This window comes from Lysobacter oryzae DSM 21044 (genome assembly GCF_059568595.1).
In genome coordinates this window covers 753,004-774,497 of the sequence record NZ_JCANTQ010000008.1, presented here as the reverse complement: position 1 = coordinate 774,497, position 21,494 = coordinate 753,004, and the positions used below count along the sequence as shown (strand labels likewise).

The 21,494-nt window shown below is 68.4% G+C and carries 26 protein-coding genes; 17 read left to right on the top strand and 9 right to left on the bottom strand.

The genetic code is table 11. From position 1 onward, the window contains the following. Positions 1 to 117: 117 nt before the first annotated feature. Both rfbA and BP05_RS03835 read left to right on the top strand, forming a co-directional pair. A complete protein-coding gene (rfbA, locus tag BP05_RS03840) occupies positions 118 to 1,005 on the top strand; it encodes a glucose-1-phosphate thymidylyltransferase RfbA (RefSeq protein WP_496360574.1) in 888 nt (295 codons plus the stop codon). Between the two features lie 190 nt (positions 1,006 to 1,195). Continuing rightward, the gene (locus BP05_RS03835; protein WP_496360572.1) at positions 1,196 to 1,669 is read left to right on the top strand and encodes a hypothetical protein; all 474 of its coding nucleotides are present in this window, start codon (positions 1,196 to 1,198) and stop codon (positions 1,667 to 1,669) included. A 142-nt stretch (positions 1,670 to 1,811) separates the two neighbouring features. On the opposite strand, the gene BP05_RS03830 is transcribed toward BP05_RS03835, so the two are convergent. After that, positions 1,812 to 2,102, bottom strand: a complete 291-nt coding sequence (locus BP05_RS03830) for a hypothetical protein (RefSeq protein WP_496360570.1) — start codon at positions 2,100 to 2,102, stop codon at positions 1,812 to 1,814. Positions 2,103 to 3,009: 907 nt separating this feature from the next. Then, positions 3,010 to 4,248: a metal-dependent hydrolase family protein gene (locus tag BP05_RS03825; protein ID WP_496360568.1), complete on the bottom strand. Its 1,239-nt coding sequence runs from the start codon at positions 4,246 to 4,248 to the stop codon at positions 3,010 to 3,012. 329 nt (positions 4,249 to 4,577) lie between these two features. Here BP05_RS03825 and BP05_RS03820 point away from each other — a divergent pair, with 329 nt between their 5' ends. The 3 genes from BP05_RS03820 to BP05_RS03810 all read left to right on the top strand — a co-directional run bounded on the left by BP05_RS03820 (position 4,578) and on the right by BP05_RS03810 (position 7,010). Further along, complete coding sequence (locus BP05_RS03820; protein WP_496360566.1) at positions 4,578 to 5,390, top strand: phosphatase PAP2 family protein; 813 nt, start codon at positions 4,578 to 4,580, stop codon at positions 5,388 to 5,390. A 484-nt stretch (positions 5,391 to 5,874) separates the two neighbouring features. Beyond that, positions 5,875 to 6,453, top strand: coding sequence for a methyltransferase family protein (locus BP05_RS03815; RefSeq protein ID WP_496360564.1), 579 nt, complete (start codon positions 5,875 to 5,877; stop codon positions 6,451 to 6,453). A gap of 155 nt (positions 6,454 to 6,608) precedes the next feature. After that, positions 6,609 to 7,010 (top strand): REP-associated tyrosine transposase, encoded by a 402-nt coding sequence (locus BP05_RS03810; RefSeq protein WP_496360563.1) that lies wholly within the window; start codon positions 6,609 to 6,611, stop codon positions 7,008 to 7,010. Positions 7,011 to 7,330: 320 nt separating this feature from the next. Here the strand turns inward: BP05_RS03810 and BP05_RS03805 are convergent, their stop codons facing one another. From BP05_RS03805 to BP05_RS03785, 5 genes are all read right to left on the bottom strand, one after another. Continuing rightward, positions 7,331 to 7,723, bottom strand: coding sequence for a hypothetical protein (locus tag BP05_RS03805; RefSeq protein ID WP_496360562.1), 393 nt, complete (start codon positions 7,721 to 7,723; stop codon positions 7,331 to 7,333). A 49-nt stretch (positions 7,724 to 7,772) separates the two neighbouring features. Continuing rightward, positions 7,773 to 8,222 (bottom strand): protein tyrosine phosphatase family protein, encoded by a 450-nt coding sequence (locus tag BP05_RS03800; protein ID WP_496360561.1) that lies wholly within the window; start codon positions 8,220 to 8,222, stop codon positions 7,773 to 7,775. Between the two features lie 91 nt (positions 8,223 to 8,313). Next, positions 8,314 to 8,730 carry a DUF6691 family protein gene (locus tag BP05_RS03795; RefSeq protein ID WP_496360559.1) on the bottom strand — a complete coding sequence of 139 codons (417 nt, stop codon included), beginning with the start codon at positions 8,728 to 8,730 and terminating at the stop codon, positions 8,314 to 8,316. Further along, a complete protein-coding gene (locus BP05_RS03790) occupies positions 8,727 to 9,149 on the bottom strand; it encodes a YeeE/YedE family protein (protein WP_496360557.1) in 423 nt (140 codons plus the stop codon). Before BP05_RS03790 ends, BP05_RS03795 begins: the two co-directional genes overlap by 4 nt. Next, positions 9,149 to 10,021, bottom strand: a complete 873-nt coding sequence (locus BP05_RS03785; protein ID WP_496360556.1) for an MBL fold metallo-hydrolase — start codon at positions 10,019 to 10,021, stop codon at positions 9,149 to 9,151. Before BP05_RS03785 ends, BP05_RS03790 begins: the two co-directional genes overlap by 1 nt. 87 nt (positions 10,022 to 10,108) lie before the next feature. Between BP05_RS03785 and BP05_RS03780 the strand changes: the two genes are divergently transcribed. The 5 genes from BP05_RS03780 (at position 10,109) to galU (ending at position 13,525) form a co-directional block, all read left to right on the top strand. Continuing rightward, positions 10,109 to 10,456 (top strand): metalloregulator ArsR/SmtB family transcription factor, encoded by a 348-nt coding sequence (locus BP05_RS03780; RefSeq protein ID WP_496360554.1) that lies wholly within the window; start codon positions 10,109 to 10,111, stop codon positions 10,454 to 10,456. After that, a complete protein-coding gene (locus BP05_RS03775) occupies positions 10,453 to 11,238 on the top strand; it encodes a sulfite exporter TauE/SafE family protein (protein WP_496360552.1) in 786 nt (261 codons plus the stop codon). The genes BP05_RS03780 and BP05_RS03775 overlap by 4 nt, the downstream gene beginning before the upstream one ends. Positions 11,239 to 11,276: 38 nt before the next feature. Beyond that, entirely contained in the window at positions 11,277 to 11,717 is a 441-nt protein-coding gene (locus BP05_RS03770; RefSeq protein ID WP_496360550.1) for a protein tyrosine phosphatase family protein, read from the top strand. Positions 11,718 to 12,000: 283 nt separating this feature from the next. After that, positions 12,001 to 12,429: a hypothetical protein gene (locus tag BP05_RS03765; protein ID WP_496360548.1), complete on the top strand. Its 429-nt coding sequence runs from the start codon at positions 12,001 to 12,003 to the stop codon at positions 12,427 to 12,429. A gap of 190 nt (positions 12,430 to 12,619) precedes the next feature. After that, positions 12,620 to 13,525, top strand: coding sequence for a UTP--glucose-1-phosphate uridylyltransferase GalU (galU, locus tag BP05_RS03760; RefSeq protein WP_496360546.1), 906 nt, complete (start codon positions 12,620 to 12,622; stop codon positions 13,523 to 13,525). A gap of 51 nt (positions 13,526 to 13,576) precedes the next feature. On the opposite strand, the gene BP05_RS03755 is transcribed toward galU, so the two are convergent. Continuing rightward, a complete protein-coding gene (locus BP05_RS03755; protein ID WP_496360544.1) occupies positions 13,577 to 13,714 on the bottom strand; it encodes a hypothetical protein in 138 nt (45 codons plus the stop codon). Positions 13,715 to 14,007: 293 nt separating this feature from the next. Here BP05_RS03755 and BP05_RS03750 point away from each other — a divergent pair, with 293 nt between their 5' ends. Continuing rightward, the gene (locus BP05_RS03750) at positions 14,008 to 15,414 is read left to right on the top strand and encodes a mannose-1-phosphate guanylyltransferase/mannose-6-phosphate isomerase (RefSeq protein WP_496360542.1); all 1,407 of its coding nucleotides are present in this window, start codon (positions 14,008 to 14,010) and stop codon (positions 15,412 to 15,414) included. Positions 15,415 to 15,473: 59 nt separating this feature from the next. Beyond that, a complete protein-coding gene (locus BP05_RS03745) occupies positions 15,474 to 15,893 on the top strand; it encodes a VanZ family protein (RefSeq protein WP_496360541.1) in 420 nt (139 codons plus the stop codon). Here the strand turns inward: BP05_RS03745 and BP05_RS03740 are convergent. After that, entirely contained in the window at positions 15,815 to 17,404 is a 1,590-nt protein-coding gene (locus BP05_RS03740) for an MASE1 domain-containing protein (RefSeq protein ID WP_496360539.1), read from the bottom strand. The genes BP05_RS03745 and BP05_RS03740 overlap by 79 nt on opposite strands. On the opposite strand from BP05_RS03740, the gene BP05_RS03735 reads away from it, so the two are divergent. The 5 genes from BP05_RS03735 (at position 17,403) to rplI (ending at position 21,338) form a co-directional block, all read left to right on the top strand. Further along, on the top strand, positions 17,403 to 18,038 hold the full coding sequence (locus tag BP05_RS03735; protein ID WP_496360537.1) for a response regulator: 636 nt from the start codon (positions 17,403 to 17,405) through the stop codon (positions 18,036 to 18,038). The two genes, BP05_RS03740 and BP05_RS03735, sit on opposite strands and share 2 nt — an antisense overlap. Before the next feature lie 100 nt (positions 18,039 to 18,138). Then, entirely contained in the window at positions 18,139 to 19,935 is a 1,797-nt protein-coding gene (locus tag BP05_RS03730; protein WP_496360535.1) for a DUF885 domain-containing protein, read from the top strand. A gap of 182 nt (positions 19,936 to 20,117) precedes the next feature. Beyond that, positions 20,118 to 20,537 carry a 30S ribosomal protein S6 gene (gene rpsF / locus BP05_RS03725; RefSeq protein WP_496360533.1) on the top strand — a complete coding sequence of 140 codons (420 nt, stop codon included), beginning with the start codon at positions 20,118 to 20,120 and terminating at the stop codon, positions 20,535 to 20,537. 11 nt (positions 20,538 to 20,548) lie between these two features. Beyond that, positions 20,549 to 20,779: a 30S ribosomal protein S18 gene (gene rpsR, locus BP05_RS03720; RefSeq protein ID WP_031372470.1), complete on the top strand. Its 231-nt coding sequence runs from the start codon at positions 20,549 to 20,551 to the stop codon at positions 20,777 to 20,779. Positions 20,780 to 20,885: 106 nt separating this feature from the next. Continuing rightward, the gene (rplI, locus tag BP05_RS03715) at positions 20,886 to 21,338 is read left to right on the top strand and encodes a 50S ribosomal protein L9 (RefSeq protein ID WP_496360530.1); all 453 of its coding nucleotides are present in this window, start codon (positions 20,886 to 20,888) and stop codon (positions 21,336 to 21,338) included. Positions 21,339 to 21,494: the final 156 nt, after the last annotated feature.

The following is a 21,494-nucleotide window of genomic DNA, read 5'->3' as shown; positions in this document are numbered from 1 at the left end:
GACAACCAGCCGTGGGTGCAGCGCGTGCTGGACGGCAGCTATCGGCTCGAGCGCATCGGGGCCGCAGCCTGATTCCGTACCGGCACAACGAAGTGCGCATTTTCCGAAGTGGATTTCATGACCCAGCGTAAAGGCATCATCCTCGCCGGCGGCTCCGGCACGAGGCTCTACCCGATCACCCAGGCCATCAGCAAGCAGTTGCTGCCCGTCTTCGACAAGCCGATGATCTATTACCCGCTCAGCGTGCTCATGCTGGCGGGCATCCGCGAAGTGCTCATCATCAACACGCCGCACGAACAGGCGCTGTTCAAGAACCTGCTTGGCGATGGTTCGCAGTGGGGCATGAAGATCGAATACGCCGTGCAGCCCAGTCCCGACGGCCTGGCGCAGGCGTACCTGATCGGCCGCGAGTTCGTGGCCGGCCAGCCCAGCTGTCTGGTGCTGGGCGACAACATCTTCTACGGCCACGGCCTGACCGAGTTGCTGCGGCGGGCGGCGGCGCGCGACCGCGGCGCCACCGTGTTCGGCTACTGGGTCAAGGATCCGGAGCGCTACGGCGTCGCCGAATTCGACGCCAACGGCAAGGTGGTCGGCCTGGAGGAGAAGCCGGCGAAGCCGAAGTCGAGCTACGCCGTGACCGGCCTGTACTTCTATGACGGCCGTGCCAGCGATTACGCCGCGGCGCTCAAACCGTCCGCGCGCGGCGAACTCGAGATCACCGATCTCAACCGCTGCTACCTAGAGGACGGGTCGCTGCAACTGGAGCGGATGGGGCGCGGCTTTGCCTGGCTCGACACCGGCACGCACGAATCGCTGGTCGAGGCATCCATGTACGTGGAAACCATCGAGAAGCGGCAGGGCCTGCGCGTGTGCTGCCCCGAGGAGATCGCGTACTTCAACAAGTGGATCGACGCGGCGCAGCTGGGCGACCTGGCCAGGCCGCTGGCCAAGAACGGCTACGGCCAGTACCTGATGAGCGTGCTGGAACACGAACAAGTAGCTTGATAGGGGTACGCACCGACCCAGGCTGGGCTTCATCCCGGCGGGCCGATATGGCAAAGTCCCACCCGCTCCGATCGCCGCTGTCGCGATCGCATTACCGCCACACGGACGAGGCGGAGCACCCACTGCCGGCCCAACGGACGCAACGATGCCCGGGCCGGTTCCAACGGACTGACACACGGAGTGCAATGCAATGGCGCAAAACCTCATCAGCGTTTCCTGGACGGACGAGCAGCTCGCCCAGCTCGACACGGCGCTGGCCACCCTCGAAGGCGTGTACGCCAACCTGATCTCGCTCGAGTCGAGCGAGGTCCGCTCGCTGTTCAAGATGGGCGACAAGTCGGAGACGTTCTGCCGCGACACGCTCGACGTGCTGGCGCAGAACCACAAGATCGTGCCGGAGAGCCTCGGCCTGGCCGAGGCGCAGGCCGACCTGCGGGCGCTGGACGTGCTGCGTCCGCGCCTGCGCCGGCTGCAGCAGCTGGTCAAGCGCGGCGAGGACACCGAGGTCCTGCTCGGTAGCGACGTCTTCAGCGCCGCGCTGGAGGGCTACGCCCTGCTCAAGGTGAGCGGCAAGAACCACGGCCTGGAAGACCTGCGCAAGGGCCTGGGCTCGCGCTTCAAGGGCCGCCGCGCGGCGGCGGAGAAGGAGGCCGTGCCGGCCTGATCGGCCGCGGTCGATCGACATGGCAGCCCGGCGGTGCGTGCACGGCACGCCCGCCGGGCTTTTTGTTTGTGGGGGAGGGGAGGCGCCGCTTGAGTGATGGGCACTCGGCGCCGAGTGGAATTCACTCGCGATCGAGTGATTTCTACTCGCCGCCGGGTGATTGCCACTCGCGGTCGAGTGAATTCCAGACGCGGTCGAGTGAATTCCAGACGCGGTCGAGTGAATTCCAGACGCGGTCGAGTGGATTTCGGTGGACGTCGGGTGATTGCCAGTCGGCGGTGAGTGGATCCCACTCGTGGCCGAGTGATCTCCAGGCGGCGTCGAGTGAATGCCACTGCCGGTCGAGTGAATTCCAGTCGTGCGCGGGCGATTTCCACGCGTCGGCGAGTGATTTCCAGTCGGGACCGAGTGATTGCCGGTCGAGGCCGCCCACGCCCCGTAGGATGGGGTGAGCGTAGCGAACCCCATCGCGGGATCTTCGCCGTGGGCGATGGGCATCGCTTTGCTCAGCCCATCCTACGGATGTCGATGGTCTGGCTCGTAGGATGGGGTGAGCGTAGCGAACCCCATCGGGGGATCTTCGCCGCGGGCGATGGGCATCGCTTCGCTCAGCCCATCCTACGGGGGGCGATGGCGGGGGGATTACGTCCGCGGCGACCGAGAATTTTTCTTGCTTGCGCGGTGCCCAGGATCGTCAAGAATCGACGCGCCGCAGCAGACTGCTGCCTGGATCTTGCGCTCGCGCTGCCCTGACGTGGCTGCGGCCGCGTCGGCTGCCGTTCGCTGGGAGCACGCCGGATGGATGCTTGCGCCAGCGGGCACGCGGCGGGCGTGCAACGTGGCTCGGGCGCCGCGGCATGCGGTTGGTGGTGAGCGGAAATCGGAACGTGTCCTGCCCATGGCAGGCGCCGCGGTGCCGGGGCGGAGGTCGGGCGCGCTGGTCGCACCCCGGCCGCCGACGCCCCGGTTCCGGGGGCCGCGGGCGCGGCGCGGCGCTGGAGTGGCGTCGCGTCGCGCTTGCTGGCCACCAAGGTGCGCGGCATGCGCGGCAGAGCAAGGCGATTTGCCTTGGGCCCGTAGGATGGGGTGAGCGCAGCGAACCCCATCGCGTGATCCTCGCCGCGGTTGATGGGCATCGCTGCGCTCAGCCCATCCTACGGAGGTGATCGGCATTGCTGCGCCCAGCCCCACGTAGGATGGGGTGAGCGAAGCGAACCCCATCGCGGGATCTTCGTCGTGGTTCATGGGCATCGCTGCGCTCAGCCCATCCTACGGAGCTGCATGCGGACGTGCGACCCGGTACGAGCAAGTGGCGCGACGCGGAACCGCCGCGCCCATGGCTAAGGCGCCGGTTCGGCGCGCATGGCCTGCACGATGGCGCCTTCCTTCATGACGAAAACCACGCGCTCGAGCGCATGCAGGTCGTCCAGTGGATTGCCGGGCACCGCGATTACGTCGGCACGCTTGCCCGGCGCCAGTGAGCCAATCTCGCCTTCAAGACCCATCAGCGTCGCGTTGGAGATCGTGGCGGCGCGCAGCACTTCCTTGTTGGACAGGCCTGCCTCGCCCATCAACACCAGCTCGCCCGCATTCTTCCCGTGCGCGCCGCGTTCGCTGGCGTCCGATCCGGCGCCGATGCGGATGCCGAGCTCGCGGGCCAGGCGCAGGTTCGCGCACATTCCGTCGTAGGCCTTCTGCATGCGCTCGCGCCGGTCCGGTGCCGTGGTCTTCGTAAGCTCGTTGTGCCATGGGCTCAGGGTGGGCACGAGCCAGGTCTTGTGGGCGCCCATGCTCTTGAGCGCGGCACGGTCCGCGAAGAAGCCGTGTTCGATGCTGTCGACGCCGGCGTTGACGGCATTCTGGATGCCTTGCGGCGTGGTTGCGTGCGCGGCAACGCGGCGGTTAGCTTTCCTCGCGCTGTCGACGATCACGCGGAGCTCGTCGGGGTCGAGCGTTGGATACTCCCAATCGGCGTAGACCTTGATCAGGTCCGCGCCATGGCCGAGTTGTTCGCGCACCGCGCGGCGTGCTTCGTCGACGCCACTGATTGTCTGCGCGCCGCGCGGGAAATCGCGGTCGGACGCCACGTCGAACGGCGGGTACTGCCCGGTGGCGGCGATGCCGCGCGTGGCGACCTGCATGCGCGGGCCTTCGACCAGGCCGGCGGCAATGGCGTCGCGCAAATCCGCGTCGGCGAAACCGGAGCCCTCGTTCTCGACGTCGCGTACCGTCGTGAAGCCCGCCAGCAACGTCTTGCGGGCGTTCGCCGCGCCTTCCAGTGCGCGACGCGCCTGCGAGAGCTTGAGCAGCATTTCCGCGTAGCCATCCTCGGTCGTCGCCATCAGGTGCGTATGCGCATCGATGAGGCCGGGCATCAGCGTCACATCGCCGAGGTCGCGCAGTGCGAACCCCGCAGGCGTGGCATCGGCGATACCGACGATGCTGCTGCCTTCGACGAGCACGACGTGGCCGGGAAACAACACGCCGTGCTCGACGTCGAGGATGCGGGCCGCCTTCAGCGCGATGCGCGATGCCGGGGGCGCCGGATCGGCGGCGTGCGTGGCGGACAGTGTCAGCAAGCACAGGACTAACGAAAATGACCGCAAGCGCAGGCGTTGCATCCCAGGTCTCCATCACGGCAATGCTGAGGTAGACAACGCCAAACCCGATCGAGGCAGGACTTGGAACGGGCCTCCGGGGGGCAAGTTCACGGTGGTGACTGCCGAAAATGCGCGGCGTGCCCTGACCATTCCTTCGGGCGCCGTCCCGGCCCGGCTCCAGGCGGCGGGCCTGCGCGGCCGCCGCCGGATGGGCTGAGCGCGGCGCTGTCCAACGCCGCCGCCCACCCGAACGTCGCCAGCTGATCCCGCCTCCGCGCTTGTCACGGTGGCATCGGGCCGGACGCCGCATGCTCGGCTCTTCCGCCGCCGCATCCACGAGGCACCTGATGCACTACCTGCTCGAGGAAGGCGCGGAACTGTCCGCGGTGGTGCTGGGGCTGTTCGCGGCCCTGTCGGTGCTGAGCCGCTGGCACGATCACTGGGCGGCGGGGTTTCGCCGCCGCCGGCTGGGCCTGCTGCTGCTGATCGCGGCGGCCGTGGTGCTGGTCGAAGTCTCCGAGGAGGTGCTCGGCCACGAGAGCACCGCGATCGACCGCTCGATCCTGCTCGCGATCCATGCCGCGGTGCCGGCCGGCCTGGTGCCGCTGTTCAACCTCGCCACCCAGGGCGGTTCTTCGCGCTGGATCGTGCCGGGCGTGGCGATCGCTGTGATGGTGCTGCTGTGGCGGCGCCATCTCTTCGAGGCGCTGCAGTTGGCCACGACCACGGCGGTGGCAGGCCTGGTCATCTACGTGGCGAAGCTGGAGATCGGCCGCGCGCGCCCGGACCTGTGGAGCACGCAGTGGTTCTGGGGCTCGAGCTTTCCCAGCGGCCACACGCTGATCACCGCGGCCGTCGCCACCGCGGCCTGCCTGGCCGTCGCGCGGTTGCGTCCGCGGATCCGCACGCCCGCGGTGGTGTTGGCGACGATCTGGGTCGCGGTCGTCGCGCTGTCGCGCCTGGTGCTCGGCGTGCACTGGCCGACCGACGTGCTCGCGGCCGCGTGCGCCGGGTTGCTGGTCGCCACCGGCGTCAACGGCGCGCTCACCGCGATCGGCCACGGCGCCGGCTGGCTGCCCCGCGTGCAGATGGTCCCTGCATCGGATCGGCCGCCCGATTGAGGTGCAGGCGCAGGTGGGTTTGCGCATTCGTAGGATGGGCTGAGCGCAGCGATGCCCATCGCTTTGGCGAACGGAATGATGGGGTTCGCTGCGCTCACCCCATCCTACGGCGTGGTGGTTGGCGCATTCGTGGGATGGGCTGGGCGCGGCGCTGCCCATCGCGATTTGGCGAGCGGAATGATGGGGTTCCCCGCGTCGTGATGGTCGGCCATTCGTAGGATGGGCTGAGCGCAGCGATGCCCATCGCGCTTTGGCGAACGGAATGATGGGGTTCGCCGCGCTCACCCCATCCTACGTCGTGGTGGTCGGCCCATTCGTCGGATGGGCTGGGCGCGGCGGCGCTCGGGGTGTCGCCGATCTGCCTACCGCGGTCGCCCGACTCGCGAGCTTGACCGCATGGAGATGCCTGCCGGAACATCCGCTGCCTCGCGCCCCGTTTTGATCGCGGCGTCTGGTGACGGAACACAACGCCTGGAGAGCCCCGTTGATAGATCCCATCGACATCGGCTTCAAGCTCGCCTGGGGGATGTTTGCGTTCTTCTGGGTGTGGAGCGCACGCGACGCCAAGCCCTCGAGCCGCACCGAGCCGGCGCTGCGGCAGTTGCTGGTCTATTGGGCGCCCTTGCTGGTGGCGTTTGTCCTGCTTGGCCCGGGCGATTGGTTCGACGGCAGCTTCCTCAGGGAGCGATTCGTGCCGAAGGAGCCGTGGGTGAGGTGGCTGGGGCTCGCCGTGGCGGTCGCCGGCGTAATCCTGGCGTGCTGGTCGCGGAACGTCCTCGGCCGCAACTGGAGCAGCGTCGTGCAGCTCAAGCAGGAGCACGACCTCATCGAGTACGGTCCTTACCGTTACATCCGGCACCCGATCTACACCGGCCTGCTGTTGGCGTTTGCCGGCACGGCGCTGAAGGTCGGCGACTGGCGCGGCCTGGTGGCGGTTGGGATCGTGCTCGTGTCGTTCTGGCGCAAGCTCCGCCTGGAGGAGCGCTGGCTGACCGAGCAGTTCGGTCCCGCGTATGTCGCGTACATGCGACGCACCAAGGCGTTGTTGCCGGGGGTCGTGTAGGCCCGAGGGTCCGGCGGTTGATGGGGTTCGCTGCGCTCACCCCATCCTACGGCACGCCATTTCGCCCCACAGTGCGTAGGATGGGCTGAGCGCAGCGATGCCCATCGCTTCTGGGTTCGCACGATCCACCCATCGCCATTCGCCAGAGGTCAAGGATGACCGCATACCGACGCACCCGCGCCGCCGGCGCCAGCTGGTTTTTCACCGTCAATCTCGCCGATCGCTCTTCAGCCCTGCTGATCGAACGCATCGATGTACTGCGCGCAGCGCTGCGCTACGTCCGTGGCCGCCATCCCTTCGCCATCGATGCGATGGTGGTATTGCCGGAACATCTGCATGCGGTATGGACGCTGCCTCCGGGCGACGGCGATTTCTCCCTGCGCTGGCTTCTGCTCAAGGCATATTTCTCGCGACAGATTCCGCTTGGGGAATATCGTCGGCCCAGCCGCATCACGAGGGGGGAGCGCGGCCTTTGGCAGCGTCGCTATTGGGAGCACCTCATTCGCGACGAGGATGACCTGCGGCGCCACGTCGATTACGTGCACTTAATCCGCTGAAGCATGGACACGTGTCCAGCGTTCGCGATTGGCCATATTCGACGTTTCACCGATTCGTGGCGGAGGGTCGGCTCGCCGGCGATTGGGGTGGGTGTGCGGCAGCGGTTGGGCGCTTTGGCGAGCGGGGCTGATGGGGTTCGCTGCGCTCACCCCATCCTACGTCCGGAGGTCCGCGCATTCGTAGGATGGGCTGAGCGCAGCGATGCCCATCGCAGTGTCCGAGCAGGATGATGGGGTTCGCTGCGCTCACCCCATCCTACGTCTAGAGGTCCGCGCATTCGTAGGATGGGCTGAGCGCAGCGATGCCCATCGCGCGAGGTTCAAGCATGGCGCGGCTGCACCAGCATGGGCATCAGCGCCATCACGCCCAGCATCACCAGGTACACCGCGCCCGACACCGGATCGCGGCCGCTGATGTAGTCGCCCAGCGACTGCGCCTGCAGCACCAGCGCCAGCAGCACTTCGGCCGCCAGCAGCAGGGCCACGGCGATCACCCCGATGACGATCCGCTCCGCACGCGGCAGCGGCGCGAATTGTCGCACCACGAACCGCGCCGCGAGCACGATGGCCACCAGCATCACCGGCATTTCCAGCAGTTCGGCCCAGCGCTCGCCCAGGCGTGGCAGCACGAACAGCACCCGCAACATGCCGAAGGCGAAGCCGGCGAGGAACACCAGGGCGAAGTAGGTCGCGGCGGCGCGTAGCGTGCGCATGCGGTCGGTCCTCAATGCCGCGCGCCTTCGAGCGGCGCACGGCCCATGGTCAATGGCCTGTTTGCCTAAGCCCGAGTTCGATCCGCCGGCGGACCTCGCCTTCAAGGCCTTTCAGGCCCCACGTCTTGCCGATCGCGATGGCGTCCTCGGTCGAGCGTCCCTCCGCCCACGCCGCCCGCAGCGCCGCCATCGCACCGACGCGGTTGCCGCTCGCGCAGTGCACCAGCACGGGTCGCTGTGCATTCCGGAGCATCGCGTCGAACGCCTGCACGTTTTCATGCGTGAGGTCGTCCGGGCCGGCCAACGGCAGGTTTGAATACGCAAGCCCGGCTGATCGCACCGCAGCCGCCTCGTCGAAATCCGGCGTTTCTGCATCCGGCGTCAGGTCGATGATCTGGCGGATGCCCGCGTCGTGCACGGGTTCGATGTCGACGGGCTTGAGGCGGCCGGCCGACACGACGCCGGGCTCCGGCGACAGCGCGTTGGCGACCGCCGGCACTCGGGTTGCGACCGGTCCGGTCGCGCAACCGGCAGCCGAGAGCGCGATGGTGAGGGCGAGGGTGGAAACAAGTGGCTTCATGGCAGGGACCTCAGGCGCGGTTGACCAGACGATGGAGGAGGATGCCGGCGAGCATTGCGGGAATGAACCACAGCGCTTCAACGGAGACGATGCCCAGGCCCGCGAGCGCAGGACCGGGGCAGTAGCCGGCGATGCCCCAGCCAATGCCGAACAGCGCTGCGCCACCCAGCAGCCGCCGATCGATGTGCTTCAGGTTCGACAGTTGGAAGCTATGCGCGAGCACCGGGCTGCCGCGGCGCAGGACGAAGCGGAACAGCACGGTGGTCGTGGCGACCGCTCCGCCGAGCACGAACATCAGCGTGGGGTCGAAGGCGCCGAAGACATCGAGGAACCCCAGGACCCGGCGTGCATCGGTCATGCCCGCCATCGCCAGGCCCAGCCCGAACAGTGCGCCCGACACGAGCGCGGCAAGCGAGAACTTCTTCATGGCCAGTTCCACAGGTGGCGCAGGACGAACGTGGTGGCGATCGCGGTGGCCATGAAGGTCAGCACGGCCACCAGCGAGCGCATGGAAAGCCGGCCCAGGCCGCACACGCCGTGGCCGCTGGTGCAGCCGTTGCCCATGCGGGTACCGAAGCCGACCAGCAGGCCGGCGACGATCAGGCCGGCGCGCGGAAAGTCGGTGCGGGGCAGCGGTGCGCCCGGCACGATCGCCATGTACAGGCCGCCCGCAGCGATCAGGCCCGCGAGGAACGCCGCGCGCCATGACAGCTCACCGGGCTTCGGGAACACGACGCCGTTGAGGATGCCGCTGACGCCGGCGATCCGGCCGTTGAGCCAGAGCAGCAAGGTTGCCGACAGGCCGATCAGTACGCCGCCTGCCAGGGCGATCAGCCAGGCAGGCATCACTTGCCACCTCCGATCTGGTTCAGCGGCAGGCGCAGGTAGCGGGTGCCATTGGCATCCGGCGGCGGCAGTTCGCCCGCGCGGATGTTCACCTGCAGCGCAGGCAGGATCAGCTTCGGTGCCGCCAGGTTTGCATCCCGATCGGTGCGCATCCTGACGAACGCCTCCTCGTCGGCGCCTCTTCCGACATGGATGTTGCGTTGCCGCTGCTCCGTAAGCGAGCTCTGCGGATTCGGCTCGCGTTCGGGAGGAGGGTAGTCGTGGCACAGGAACAGGCGCGTGGCCTCGGGCAGGTCGAACAGCTTGCGGATCGAGTGATACAGCTTGCGCGCATCACCGCCGGGGAAGTCCGCGCGTGCAGTGCCCGTTTCCGGCGCGAACACCGTGTCGCCGACGAAGGCGGCATCGCCGATCACGTAGGTGAGGCTGTCGTCGGTGTGGCCCGGCGTCGCGAGGACGGGCGCTTGGAGCTCGCCGATGGCAAACGTGTCGCCATCGGCGAACAAGCGCTCGAACTGGCTGCCGTCGGTGGCGAACTGCGGCTCGAGGCCGAACAACGTCTTGAAACGCTGCTGGACCTGCGTGATGCCACGGCCGATCGCCACCTGCGCGCCCGTGGCGCGCTTGAGGTAGGCGGCGGCGGTCAGGTGGTCCGCATGGGCGTGCGTCTCGAGGATCCACTCCACCGTCAGGCGCTGGTCGCGCACGAATTGCAGCACCCGGTCGGCCGATCCGGTCGAGGTGCGGGCGCTGGCCGGGTCGTAGTCGAGCACCGGATCGATGATGGCGGCATGCCCGCCCTCGCGGTCGTACACGACGTAGGTAAAGGTGAACGTTGCCGGATCGTAAGAGCTCATCACCTGCGGATTCATGGAACTGCCCCTTGCGTCTAACTTTAGCTGTCGCTAAATTAGTGATGTAGAAAATCCTTGTCAAGCATTTCCTAAAGTACAAACCCAATGACCCGTTCATCAAAGAAGCCGGCCCGGACCCTGCCGTCGGCCGGGGAAATGGCAACCCATGCCGGCGCGGCGGCGGAGCTGTTGAAGGCGCTCGCCCACCCGGCGCGCCTGCTGGTGCTCTGCCAGCTGGTCGAAGGGGAGCGCTCGGTCGGCGAGCTCCAGCCAATCACCGGGCTGAGCATGTCCGCACTCTCCCAGCACCTGTCGGTGTTGCGGGAGATGGCGCTCGTCAACACGCGGCGCGAATCGCAGACGATCTTCTATTCCCTGGCCGAGGGTCCCGCTGCGAGCGTGCTCGATGCCCTGTACGCCGCCTACTGCGGCAGCCAGAAGGCCGGCCGATGACCACGCTGCAATTCCTGCTTGGCGCACTGGCGGGCAGCGCGGTCGGATTCACGCTCGGTCTCGTGGGCGGCGGCGGGTCGATCCTCGCGGTGCCGCTGATGGTTTACCTCGTGGGTGTGGACGATCCGCACGTGGCGATTGGAACGAGCGCGCTCGCCGTTGCCGCCAATGCGTTGATCGGCCTCACCAACCACGCCCGCAAGCGCAACGTGAAGTGGCGCTGTGCCGCAGCCTTCGCCACCGCCGGCGTGGTCGGCGCGTGGTTCGGCGCGATGCTCGGCAAGGCGGTGGACGGGCAGAAGCTGCTCGCGTTGTTCGCGCTGCTGATGCTGGCCGTCGCGGGCCTGATGTTCCGCTCGCGTGGGCGCGAAGGCGATCCGGCGGTGGTACTGAACCGCGGCAACGCGCCCAGGCTGCTGGGCTCGGGCGCGGCGACCGGCCTGCTGTCGGGTTTCTTCGGCATCGGCGGCGGCTTCCTCGTGGTGCCGGGGCTCATCGCATCGACCGGCATGCCGATCCTGTTCGCGGTCGGTTCGTCGCTGGTCGCCGTGACCGCCTTCGGCCTGACTACCGCGCTGAGTTACGCCGGTTCGAACCTGGTCGCCTGGCCACTGGCCGCGGTCTTCATCGGCGGCGGCGCGCTCGGGAGCCTGTTCGGCACGCGCCTGGCCACACGCCTGGCCGACCGTAAAGGCGCGCTCAACATGGTCCTGGCCGGGCTGATCGTCGTCGTCGCGCTGTACATGCTGTATCGCACCGCGGGCGAGCTTGGCTGGATCTGATGCATCGCCATCCCCTCGCAGGCATTCCGGAGATTCCCATGACCGCAGCCACGCGCTTCGCCGAAGATCATTACGCGAGCGGGCAGCCCACCCGCGCGCACCTTGCCGCGCTCGTGCGCGAGGGCGTGCGCACGGTGATCAACCTGCGCGCGCCGGACGAACCCACGGAGTACGACGAGGCTGCGGCGGCCGCCGAGCTTGGCTTGCGCTACGTTGCGCTGCCCATCGCGGGCGCCGCCGACCTGGACCGCGAACGTGTGCGCCAGTTCGGCGTCGTGCTCGACGCGGCGCGTCGCGAGGGCGGCGTGCTCATCCACTGCGCGAGCTCGAACCGGGTGGGCGCGATGGTCGCCCTGGATGAAGCCCTCAATCGTGGTGGATCGATCCAGGAGGCGCTCGCGCATGGTCGCGCCGCCGGCCTGGCTTCCCTCGAGCCGGCGGTCATCGCACTGGCGGAGCGTGAGCAGGCACGGCGATAGACGTGCCCGCGCCGCATCTGCCGGCCATTGCCGAGCGACCTGATCGGCCGGATCAGTGGCGCGCTGCATGCGGGCGCTGCGGGCAGCCGTCGCGCTTGCGCAATCGCTCCGCGGAATGATGGGTATCGCTACGCTCAACCCATCCTACGCATGCTGCATGCGGGCACTGCGGGCGGCCGTCGCGCTCGCCCGGTTCGGGCAGCACGCTTCCTGAAGCGTATGATCGTTCGCCACTCGTGGCCTGCACGAGCACCGCAACGCATGCTGGGTGAGGAGCGATCCCATGGCCGATGAACTTGCGGCAGCCAACGTCAATCGGTCGTACCAGCTCGCCGCGTCGAGCATCGCGATCTTCACGTTCCTGCTGTTCTTCCTGTATCCGAAGTTCGCCAGCGGCCAGGTCGATGCCATCTGGTTCCAGGCCGCGTTGATCGTGATGGGGGTGGCGACGTTCTCGTTCGCGTTCTCTTCGTTCTTCTACTACGGCGCCTCGCTCGGTGGCCGGATCGACGATGTCGAGCGCGCCCGGTATGCCCGCCGCGGCGATCGCTTCTGGCTGCTCGGCTGCGTGCTGCTGTTCCTGACGCCGAGCCTGATCCTCTTCACGATCCAGTTGTTTGCGGTCGCGGCGGCCTGGTTCTCGCTGTGGGTCGTGTACCTGGTCTTCGTGGCGCGCTTCTTCCCGCGCGTGCAGACCGCGAGCAAGCGCTGAGCCCGGGAATGCTCCGGATTCCTCGTGCGCATCGCACGGGCGACGCGGGTGGTTGCCCCGGTTACGCGTCCCGTCAACGCGAAGAATTCGCATGGCGCGGCGATGTGCAATCGTTAGGCTGCGCGTCTCCTCGTGCGCGCATCCGTGCGTGCGCGCAACTGCCATTCCCTCCGGCCGGAAAGAACCACGCATGACGCACCACCCCCGCATCCGCAAAGCCGTCTTCCCCGTCGCCGGCCTCGGCACGCGCTTCCTGCCCGCGACCAAGACGGTGCCCAAGGAGATGCTGCCGGTCGTGGACCGGCCGCTGATCCAGTACGCGGTGGACGAGGCGATCGAGGCGGGGTGCGACACGCTGGTGTTCGTCACCAACCGCTACAAGCACGCGGTCGCCGACTACTTCGACAAGGCCTACGAGCTGGAGCAGAAGCTGGAGAAGGCGGGCAAGGCGGAGCTGCTCGAGGTCGTGCGCGGTGTGCTGCCCTCGCACGTGCGCGCGATCTTCGTCACCCAGGCCGAGGCGCTGGGGCTGGGCCATGCGGTGCTGTGCGCGAAGGAAGTGGTCGGCGACGAGCCGTTCGCGGTGCTGCTGCCCGACGACCTGATCTGGAACCGCAACGGCGCCGGCGCGCTGGCGCAGATGGCGGACCTGGCGCAGGCGACCGGCGCCAGCGTGGTCGCGGTGGAGGACGTGCCGCGCGAGAAGACCCGCAGCTACGGCATCGTCGATGCGCCGCGCTTCGACGGCCGCTCCGGCCGCGTGCAGGCGATCGTGGAAAAGCCGGCGCCGGAAGCCGCGCCGAGCACGCTCGGCGTGGTCGGCCGCTACATCCTCGACGGCCGCATCTTCGGCCTGCTCGAAACCACCGCGCCGGGGCAGGGCGGCGAGATCCAGCTCACCGATGCGATCGCCGCGCTGCTGGCCGAGCGCGAGGTGCGCGCATACCACTTCAAGGGCACGCGCTTCGATTGCGGCAACCATCTCGGGCTGATCGAGGCGACCATCCGCTTCGCCCTCGACCACGAAACGCTGGGCGAGGGTGCGCGCCAGGCGATGCAGTCCGCGTTGCTGGAATTGGGGAGCGTGGAGCACTGAGGCCACGCTGGTTGGTCCCGGGCTCTCTTGCCCGAGTGAGGCCACGTAGGGTCAGACCGGTCTGGATGCGCGCGGATTCGCCGCGTCGCTGTCCGCCTGCGGCTGGTGCTCGTAACTCGCCCGGCACACGCCTGCGACCACCGCGCCGATGCAGGCGCCCAGGGACAGGCCGATCAGGAAGGTGAGCATGGCGGGCTCCGGGCGGCGGACGCTGGGATTCTCATTGGAGCACGTGAAAGGGGCGTGGGCGGCGGTCACGGTTCCCTTGTCTGGCCCTCGGTTGGCGCTCTGGGGTCCCGGGGCGGGGCGGCCCCCGCCTGATCGCCCGTCCCCGCGGTCCCCGCCCGCAACCGGGAAAAGTTCTCATGGCCGGATTCTCCGGTACGACTAGCCTGTTGCATCCCCCAATGCGTCCCGGGCGCGCCGCGCGGCTTCCGTCGCAAGCAGCGTGGTGCCACGGGGCGTCGATTCGAGATTGGCCGATGATTCCAGTGATTCTTTCCGGCGGCTCGGGCACGCGGCTGTGGCCGCTGTCGCGCGAGGCCTACCCCAAGCAGTTCCTCGCCCTCGCCGGCAAGGACACGATGCTGCAGGCGACATGGCGGCGGGTGGAGGCGATTGCGTCGGCGCCGCCGCTGGTGGTGGCCAATGCCGAGCACCGCTTCATGGTCGCCGAGCAGCTGCGCGAGGCCGGCTGCACGCCCGCGGCGATCCTGCTCGAGCCGGTGGCGCGCAACACCGCGCCGGCGATCGCGGTCGCGGCGCTTCAGGCGGTGGCCGAGGGCGCGGATCCGCTGCTGCTGGTGCTGCCGTCCGACCACGTCATCGCGGATGCGGCGGCGTTCCGCGCCGCCGTGCAGGCGGCGGAGCCGGCGGCGCGGGCAGGGCGGCTGGTGACCTTCGGGATCGTGCCGACCGGGCCGGAAACCGGGTACGGCTACATCCGCGCGGCGCAGGACGCCGACGCGGCAGGCGTGCGCGCGGTGGCGCAGTTCGTGGAGAAGCCGGACGCCGATTCCGCCGCGGCGTACGTCGCGTCGGGCGAATACGCCTGGAACAGCGGCATGTTCCTGTTCCGCGCCAGCGCCTACCTGGCGGAACTGCAGGCGCACCAGCCGGCGATGCTGGCCGCGTGCAGCGCCGCGCTCTACTCGGCGCGTCGCGACGAGGACTTCGTGCGCCTGGATCCGGCCGCGTTCGCGGCGTGCCCGGCGGATTCGATCGACTACGCGGTGATGGAGAAGACCGCGCACGCGGCGGTGCTGCCGATCGCGGTGGGCTGGAACGACGTCGGCAGCTGGTCGGCGTTGTGGGCGATCGCGGAGCAGGACGACGACGGCAACGCGCACCACGGCGACGTGGTCGCGCGCAATTGCCGCAACACCCTGGCCTGGGGCGATGGCCGCCTGGTCGCGCTGCTCGGCCTGCAGGACGTGGTGGTGGTCGACACCGCCGACGCGGTGCTGGTCGCGCACAAGGACCAGGTCCAGGACGTCAAGGCGATCGTCGCCGACCTCAAGCACGCCGGGCGGCCGCAGCCGACCTGGCACCGCCAGGTGTACCGGCCGTGGGGCCACTACGACTCGATCGACAACGGCGATCGCTTCCAGGTCAAGCGCATCACGGTGAAGCCGGGCGCCGCGCTGAGCCTGCAGATGCACCACCACCGCGCCGAACACTGGATCGTGGTCAGCGGCACCGGCCGCATCACCCGCGGCGAGGAAACGCTGATCCTGTCGGAGAACCAGAGCACGTACATTCCGCTGGGCGTGACCCACCGCCTGGAAAACCCGGGGCGGGTGCCGCTGGAGCTGATCGAGGTGCAGTCGGGCAGCTACCTGGGCGAGGACGACATCGTCCGCTTCGAGGACGTGTACGGGCGCGGTTGATGCGGGTGGCACGCGCGGGTCCACTGCGCAACGTGCGGCCGCGGGAGGATCGAAGACGCATGGATGAGAATCAAACGGCGCGCGCGCTGCTTGTGGTGGTGGTGATCGCGCTGATGGCGGCCGGGTTGAGCCCGCATCCGCTGCCGCAGGTGTTCGCGCAACAGGACAAGCTGCACCACCTGCTGGGATTCGCGGCGATGGCGTGGGCGTTCAAGCGCGCGTTTCCGCGCACCCGCGGCCTGCTGGTGTTGGGATTGGGGACGGGCGCGGCGTTGCTGATCGAGCTGGCGCAACTGTGGGTGCCTACACGCACGGCGTCGGTGCTGGACTTCGCCGCCGGCATCGCCGGCGTCGGGATCGGCTGGCTGGCGGCGCAGCGCTCGCGCCCGGTTGCCCGGGCTCAGGCCGATGCCGACGCCGCAGGCACCGCCAGCTGCAGCCAGTGGCGCGGCACGCCGGAGTCCAGCGAGAAGATGTAGGTCGCACCGATGGCGTTGGCGCGGTCGCGGATGCCCTGCAGGCCGAAGCCCAGGTTGCCGCGGGGAATCTTAAGCAGGCCGGCGTCGTCTTCCGCCGTCAGGGTGAGGAGCGGCGTCTCGGACGCGTCCGGCTGCACGCGCAGGCGCAGGCGCAGGTGCAGCCGGCCGCCACAGCCGTGGCGCACGCCGTTGGTGACGACCTCCTGGCAGATCCGGTAGATCGCGGTCGCGATGTTCATCGGCAGCGCGTCGACGTCGCCTTCGATCTCGCAGCGGTAATCGATGCGCTGGCCGCGGGTCATCTCGGCGAGCGGTCCGGCCGATAGCGCCCGAGCGAGGCCGAAACGGTCGAGCACCAGCGGGTGCAGGTGGCCGATCGCGACGCGCAGGTGGTCATGGGCGGTGTCGACCAGGCGCTCGATCCCGCGCAGCTGGTTGCGGACCTCGGTATCGCCGACGCCGCGTTCGACCAGGCGCAACTGGGTGGCGATGGCGGTCATGTCCTGGCCCAGTTCGTCGTGCAGTTCGCGACCCAGGCGGCGCCGGTCTTCCTCCTGCTGCGAGGTCAGCCGGTTCGCCGCATCGGACAGCGCCTGCGTGCGCTTGGACAGCATGTCCACCGCGCGCGCCAGGGCGCGTCCCTGGTCGGCGAGCGCTTCGCGGGTCGAACCGATCATCAACGCGGCCGACGCGGTGATCGCGATCAGCAGTTGCAGCTGCGCCGGCTGCCAGGACGTCACCGCCGAGTCGTGGGTCAGGAACGTGGTGATGCTCAGCAGCAGCGCGGCGAGGGCGGCGGGACGCCAGCCGTCGCGCGCGGCCAGCCACAGCAGCGGGATCAGCGCGCAGATCAGGGCGAAGCGCTCCCAGTCCGGCACCAGCAGCGACAGGGCGACGAGCGCCGCCGGCAGCACGACCAGTCCCTTGGCCAGCAGCGGGTGCTCGCGGGTCTGCGTGCTCAACATGCGATCGCGCGCCAGCAGCATGAGCGGCACGACCAGGACGATCCCGGCGAAACTGCCGAGCGCGAAAGTGAACCATTTAGTTCCGGGTTGCGCGGTGCCGCCATCGAGCCAGATGGCGAAGGTGAGCATCAGCGCATTGGCGGATGCGCCCACGGCGGCGAGCAGCAACAGGCGCGGAATCGACTGGGCGGACAGCGGCACGATGGTGCGCGGGCCGACGACATGCACGGCCAGGGCGTAGATGCCCCACGGCGCCAACGAGACCAGCAACTGCGCCGGCAGCCCATGGAACCAGCTGTCGCCGCCGAAGAAGCGCAGGCCGAGCAGCACGGCCCATTCCACCACCATCATCCAGGGCCACGAGCGCCGGTCGAGCAGCAGCAGCCATCCCACGCGCAGGCCGGCGGGAAGGTTCCAGTACGGCGTGGAGAAGTGGAACAGGGCGATCCATGCGAGCGGGTATGCAAGCAGCCACAGCAGCTCCCCTCGACGCTCGGCCCGTCGGCGGGTTTCAATGGAGGGCCTAGGCGGCCACTGGTCGGTCATGTTGCGAATTGTTCTGGTCGACGACCATCCCATTGTAAGGACCGGCTTCAAGCAACTGCTGGAATTGGAGCCAGGCTGGGAAGTGGTCGCAGCCGTCGGCGGGGCGCGCGAGCTGGCGGCGTGGATGCTGACCGCCAGTTGCGACGTGCTGGTGCTCGACCTGTCGCTGCCCGATGGCGATGGCCTGGTGATGATCCGGCACCTCGTGGCGCAGCGCCCCGACATGGCCATCGTGGTGCTGACCATGCACGACAACGACCTGTACGTGCAGGACGCGTTGTCGGCCGGCGCCCGCGCCTACGTCACCAAGCGCTCGGCCCCGGACGAGCTGATCGAGGCGATCCGCGCGGTGGCGCAGGGCGCGACCTACGTCGCCCACGACGTGCAGCGCCGCCAGGGCGTCGCCGACGATGAGGGCGTGGGCGGACTGCTGCCGGAGCTCACCGCGCGCGAGGCGCAGGTGTTCCTGTTGATCGCCCGCGGGCATTCGGTGTCGCGGGTGGCGGCGACCATCGGCATCAGCAACAAGACCGCATATGCGCACCGCAGCAGCATCTACGCCAAGCTCAAGCTCAATTCGGACTACGAATTGCGCGGGCTGGCGCGGCGACGCGGGCTGATCGGGATCACCTGAGCGCGGGTCGCGGCGGGCAGGGGGGAACCCGACCTTCGGCACGTCGTGGACAGCGTGAACGGCCGCTAGACTCGCCGGGTCTTTCGGGAGAACGCAACCCATGTTTCGCAGCCTGATCGCTTCGGCAACGCTGGTGCTGTTGACCGGCACCTGCTTCGCGCCCGTGTGCGCACAATCCGCGCCTGGGTCAGTGGCGGCGACGCCGCAAGCCGGCGCGGCGGCGGATCTGCACCGGTTGTTCGACGAGGAATGGGAGCGCGGGCTGCGCGAGAACCCGGTCAACGCCAGCTTCCAGGGCGATCCCCGTTACAACGACCGTTGGGCTGACGCGAGCCTCGCGGCGATCCAGGCGAGCGAGGCCGCCGATCGCGCGGCGCTGGCGCGCATCCGCGCTATCGACCGCAATGCGCTCGCGCCCGCGGACCAGCTCGACTACGACACCTTCCTGTGGCTGCAGGAAAAGGCCGTGGCGCGGCAGAAGTTCCGCACGTGGCTGCAGCCGATCAGCCACCAGGGCGGCGTGCAGACGCTGGACGGCGTGGCCGAGGTCCTGCCGTTCGCGACCACCAAGGATTACCGGGACTGGCTCAAGCGCATGGACGCCCTGCCGGTGCTGGTCGACCAGACCATCATCCTGATGCGCGAAGGCATCAAGGCCGGCAGCATGCCGCCGAAGGTGCTGATGCAGCGCGTGCCGCGGCAGATCGCCGCGCAGGTGGTGGCCGATCCGGTGCAAAGCCCGTTCTACCGGCCCTTCAACAAGTTCCCCGATAGCGTGCCGCAGGCCGAGCGCGCCGCCCTCCAGGCCGAAGCGCAGCGCGTCATCCGCGAGCGCGTCGTGCCGGCCTACAGGACGCTGCAGGCGTACTTCGAGAAGGAGTACCTGCCCAAGGCGCGCGATTCCATTGCCGCAACGCAACTGCCCAACGGCAAGGCCTACTACGACTATCTCGCCGGCTACTTCACCACGACCGACCTGACCGCCGAGCAGATCCATGCCATCGGCCTCAAGGAAGTCGCGCGCATCCGCGGGCAGATGGAGAAGGTCAAGACGGAGGTCGGCTTCCAGGGTTCGCTGGCGGAGTTCTTCACCTTCCTGCGCACCGATCCGCGCTTCTTCGAGAAGACCCCGCAGGCGCTGCTGACCCACTATCGCGACATCTCCAAGCGCATCGACCCGGAACTGGTGAAGGCGTTCCGGACCATCCCGCGCCTGCCGTACGGCGTGCGCGCGATCCCCGACACCATCGCGCCCGACACCACGACCGCGTACTACCAGGGCGGCGCCGCCGACGGCAGCCGCGCCGGCTTCTACTACGTCAATCTGTACAAGCCGGAAGTGCGGCCGACCTGGGAAATGATGCCGCTGTCGCTGCACGAGGCCGTGCCGGGACACCACTTCCAGTTCGCACGCTCCCTGGAACTGCCGGATGCACCAATGTTCCGCAGGACGGCGTACTTCGTCGCCTACAGCGAGGGCTGGGGCCTGTACGCGGAACAGCTGGGTTTCGACATGGGCCTGTACGACGATCCCTACGACCGCATGGGCCAGCTGGCCTACGAGATGTGGCGCGCGGTGCGGCTGGTGGTGGACACCGGCATGCATGCCAAGGGCTGGAGCCGGGAACGGGCCATCGCCTTCTTCAAGGACAACGCCCCCAAGACCGACCAGGACATCGTCAACGAGATCGACCGCTACATCGGTGATCCGGGCCAGGCCTTGGCCTACAAGGTCGGCCAGCTGAAGATCTCCGAGCTGCGGGCCCGGGCCAGGGCGAAGCTGGGGGAACGCTTCGACGTGCGGGAGTTCAACGACGAGGTCCTGGCGACCGGCTCGGTGCCGCTCCAGGCCCTGGAGCGCCATATCGACGCCTGGATCGCCCGGAAGGGCGGTTAGGCCGCCCGCAGCGGGTCGGGCCGCCGCCCCGGTTTGCGCCTAACCCATTGACCCTGCCATAATTTCCGGCTCCCGCGGCCCAGGCCCGCCGGGAGACCTTGCTCCACCGTGGCCATCCCGGCCGTCGGGGGGCTGTCCGGACCGCGCCATGCCGGCGCCCGGCATCCACAAGGAAACAATCCATGCGTCATTACGAAGTCGTGTTCCTGGTCCATCCGGACCAGAGCGAGCAGGTGCCCGCCATGATCGAGCGCTACAAGTCGCTGATCGAAACGGGTAACGGCAAGGTCCACCGTCTCGAAGACTGGGGCCGCCGCCAGCTGGCCTACCCGATCGAGAACCTGGTCAAGGCCCACTACGTCCTGCTCAACATCGAGTGCACCCAGAGCGTGCTGAACGAGCTGGTCGACGGTTTCCGCTTCAACGATGCGGTGCTGCGCCACCTGGTCATGAAGCGCGACGCGGCCGACACCGAGCAGTCCCTGATCATGAAGTTCAAGGACGAGAAGGGCGACAAGCCCGAGCGTCGTCGCCGTGACGATGAGAGCGACAGCGCGATCGGCAACGCCGATTCCGCCGCCGACGAAGCCGAAGCCGCCTAAGGAGCACTGACATGTCCAAGTTTTTCCGTCGCCGCAAGTTCTGCAAGTTCACGGCCGAGGGCGTCAAGGAGATCGACTACAAGGATCTCAACACCCTGCGCCAGTACCTCACCGAGACCGGCAAGATCGTGCCGAGCCGCGTGACCGGCACCAAGTCGAAGTACCAGCGCCAGCTGGCCACGGCCGTCAAGCGCGCCCGTTTCCTGGCCCTGATCCCGTACACCGACAACCACAACGCCTGATGCCGACGGCGCGGGGCTTCGGCTCCCGCGCCGCCGTCTCGTAGTCCATTCGGACAGCACCCGCTGCGGGGCGCCCGCGCCTCGCTAACGAATACGGAGCACCACCATGCAACTGATCCTCCTGCAGAACGTCACCAACCTCGGCAAGCTCGGCGACAAGGTCAACGTCAAGCCTGGCTACGGCCGTAACTACCTGGTGCCGCAGGGCAAGGCCACCCCGGCCACCGCTGCCAACCTGGCCGAGTTTGAAGCCAAGCGCGCCGAATACGAAGCCAAGGCCAAGGCCCAGCTCGACGGCGCCGAAGCCCGCAAGGCCGCGCTCGACGGCGTGGAAGTCTCCATCACCGCCAATGCCTCGACCGAAGGCAAGCTGTACGGCTCGATCAGCCCGCGCGATATCGCCGAAGCGCTGACCAAGCACGGCCACAAGGTCGAGAAGTCGGAAGTGGTGCTGGGCGAAGGCCCGCTGCGCCGCACCGGCGAGCACGAAGTCGTGGTGCACCTGCATGCCGACATCAACGCCACCGTCAAGGTCATCGTGGTCGGCGAAGTCGCCTAAGCACTGCACTGCAGTACCCGGAACGGGCGCCTTGGGCGCCCGTTTCTTTTTGCGGCCGCTCCGGAAGCCCGCCGCCCGTCGGCGCGCTCGCGCCCGCCAGCCGGTGTTGCGGGTGGCGGTCTCACTCCCTGCGATGCCCACCGGTTATCCACAGAG

Excerpts from the sequence above, each read along its gene's own strand:
- BP05_RS03810 (WP_496360563.1), top strand. The coding sequence starts at position 6,609 with ATGACCGCATACCGACGCACCCGCGCCGCCGGCGCCAGCTGGTTTTTC.
- BP05_RS03740 (WP_496360539.1), bottom strand. The coding sequence starts at position 17,404 with ATGACCGACCAGTGGCCGCCTAGGCCCTCCATTGAAACCCGCCGACGG.
- BP05_RS03735 (WP_496360537.1), top strand. The coding sequence starts at position 17,403 with ATGTTGCGAATTGTTCTGGTCGACGACCATCCCATTGTAAGGACCGGC.
- rfbA (WP_496360574.1), top strand. The coding sequence starts at position 118 with ATGACCCAGCGTAAAGGCATCATCCTCGCCGGCGGCTCCGGCACGAGG.
- BP05_RS03785 (WP_496360556.1), bottom strand. The coding sequence starts at position 10,021 with ATGAATCCGCAGGTGATGAGCTCTTACGATCCGGCAACGTTCACCTTT.
- BP05_RS03835 (WP_496360572.1), top strand. The coding sequence starts at position 1,196 with ATGGCGCAAAACCTCATCAGCGTTTCCTGGACGGACGAGCAGCTCGCC.
- BP05_RS03790 (WP_496360557.1), bottom strand. The coding sequence starts at position 9,149 with ATGCCTGCCTGGCTGATCGCCCTGGCAGGCGGCGTACTGATCGGCCTG.
- BP05_RS03730 (WP_496360535.1), top strand. The coding sequence starts at position 18,139 with ATGTTTCGCAGCCTGATCGCTTCGGCAACGCTGGTGCTGTTGACCGGC.
- BP05_RS03770 (WP_496360550.1), top strand. The coding sequence starts at position 11,277 with ATGACCGCAGCCACGCGCTTCGCCGAAGATCATTACGCGAGCGGGCAG.
- rpsR (WP_031372470.1), top strand. The coding sequence starts at position 20,549 with ATGTCCAAGTTTTTCCGTCGCCGCAAGTTCTGCAAGTTCACGGCCGAG.
- BP05_RS03745 (WP_496360541.1), top strand. The coding sequence starts at position 15,474 with ATGGATGAGAATCAAACGGCGCGCGCGCTGCTTGTGGTGGTGGTGATC.
- BP05_RS03750 (WP_496360542.1), top strand. The coding sequence starts at position 14,008 with ATGATTCCAGTGATTCTTTCCGGCGGCTCGGGCACGCGGCTGTGGCCG.
- BP05_RS03820 (WP_496360566.1), top strand. The coding sequence starts at position 4,578 with ATGCTCGGCTCTTCCGCCGCCGCATCCACGAGGCACCTGATGCACTAC.
- rpsF (WP_496360533.1), top strand. The coding sequence starts at position 20,118 with ATGCGTCATTACGAAGTCGTGTTCCTGGTCCATCCGGACCAGAGCGAG.
- BP05_RS03765 (WP_496360548.1), top strand. The coding sequence starts at position 12,001 with ATGGCCGATGAACTTGCGGCAGCCAACGTCAATCGGTCGTACCAGCTC.
- rplI (WP_496360530.1), top strand. The coding sequence starts at position 20,886 with ATGCAACTGATCCTCCTGCAGAACGTCACCAACCTCGGCAAGCTCGGC.
- BP05_RS03795 (WP_496360559.1), bottom strand. The coding sequence starts at position 8,730 with ATGAAGAAGTTCTCGCTTGCCGCGCTCGTGTCGGGCGCACTGTTCGGG.
- BP05_RS03755 (WP_496360544.1), bottom strand. The coding sequence starts at position 13,714 with ATGCTCACCTTCCTGATCGGCCTGTCCCTGGGCGCCTGCATCGGCGCG.
- galU (WP_496360546.1), top strand. The coding sequence starts at position 12,620 with ATGACGCACCACCCCCGCATCCGCAAAGCCGTCTTCCCCGTCGCCGGC.
- BP05_RS03780 (WP_496360554.1), top strand. The coding sequence starts at position 10,109 with ATGACCCGTTCATCAAAGAAGCCGGCCCGGACCCTGCCGTCGGCCGGG.
- BP05_RS03805 (WP_496360562.1), bottom strand. The coding sequence starts at position 7,723 with ATGCGCACGCTACGCGCCGCCGCGACCTACTTCGCCCTGGTGTTCCTC.
- BP05_RS03775 (WP_496360552.1), top strand. The coding sequence starts at position 10,453 with ATGACCACGCTGCAATTCCTGCTTGGCGCACTGGCGGGCAGCGCGGTC.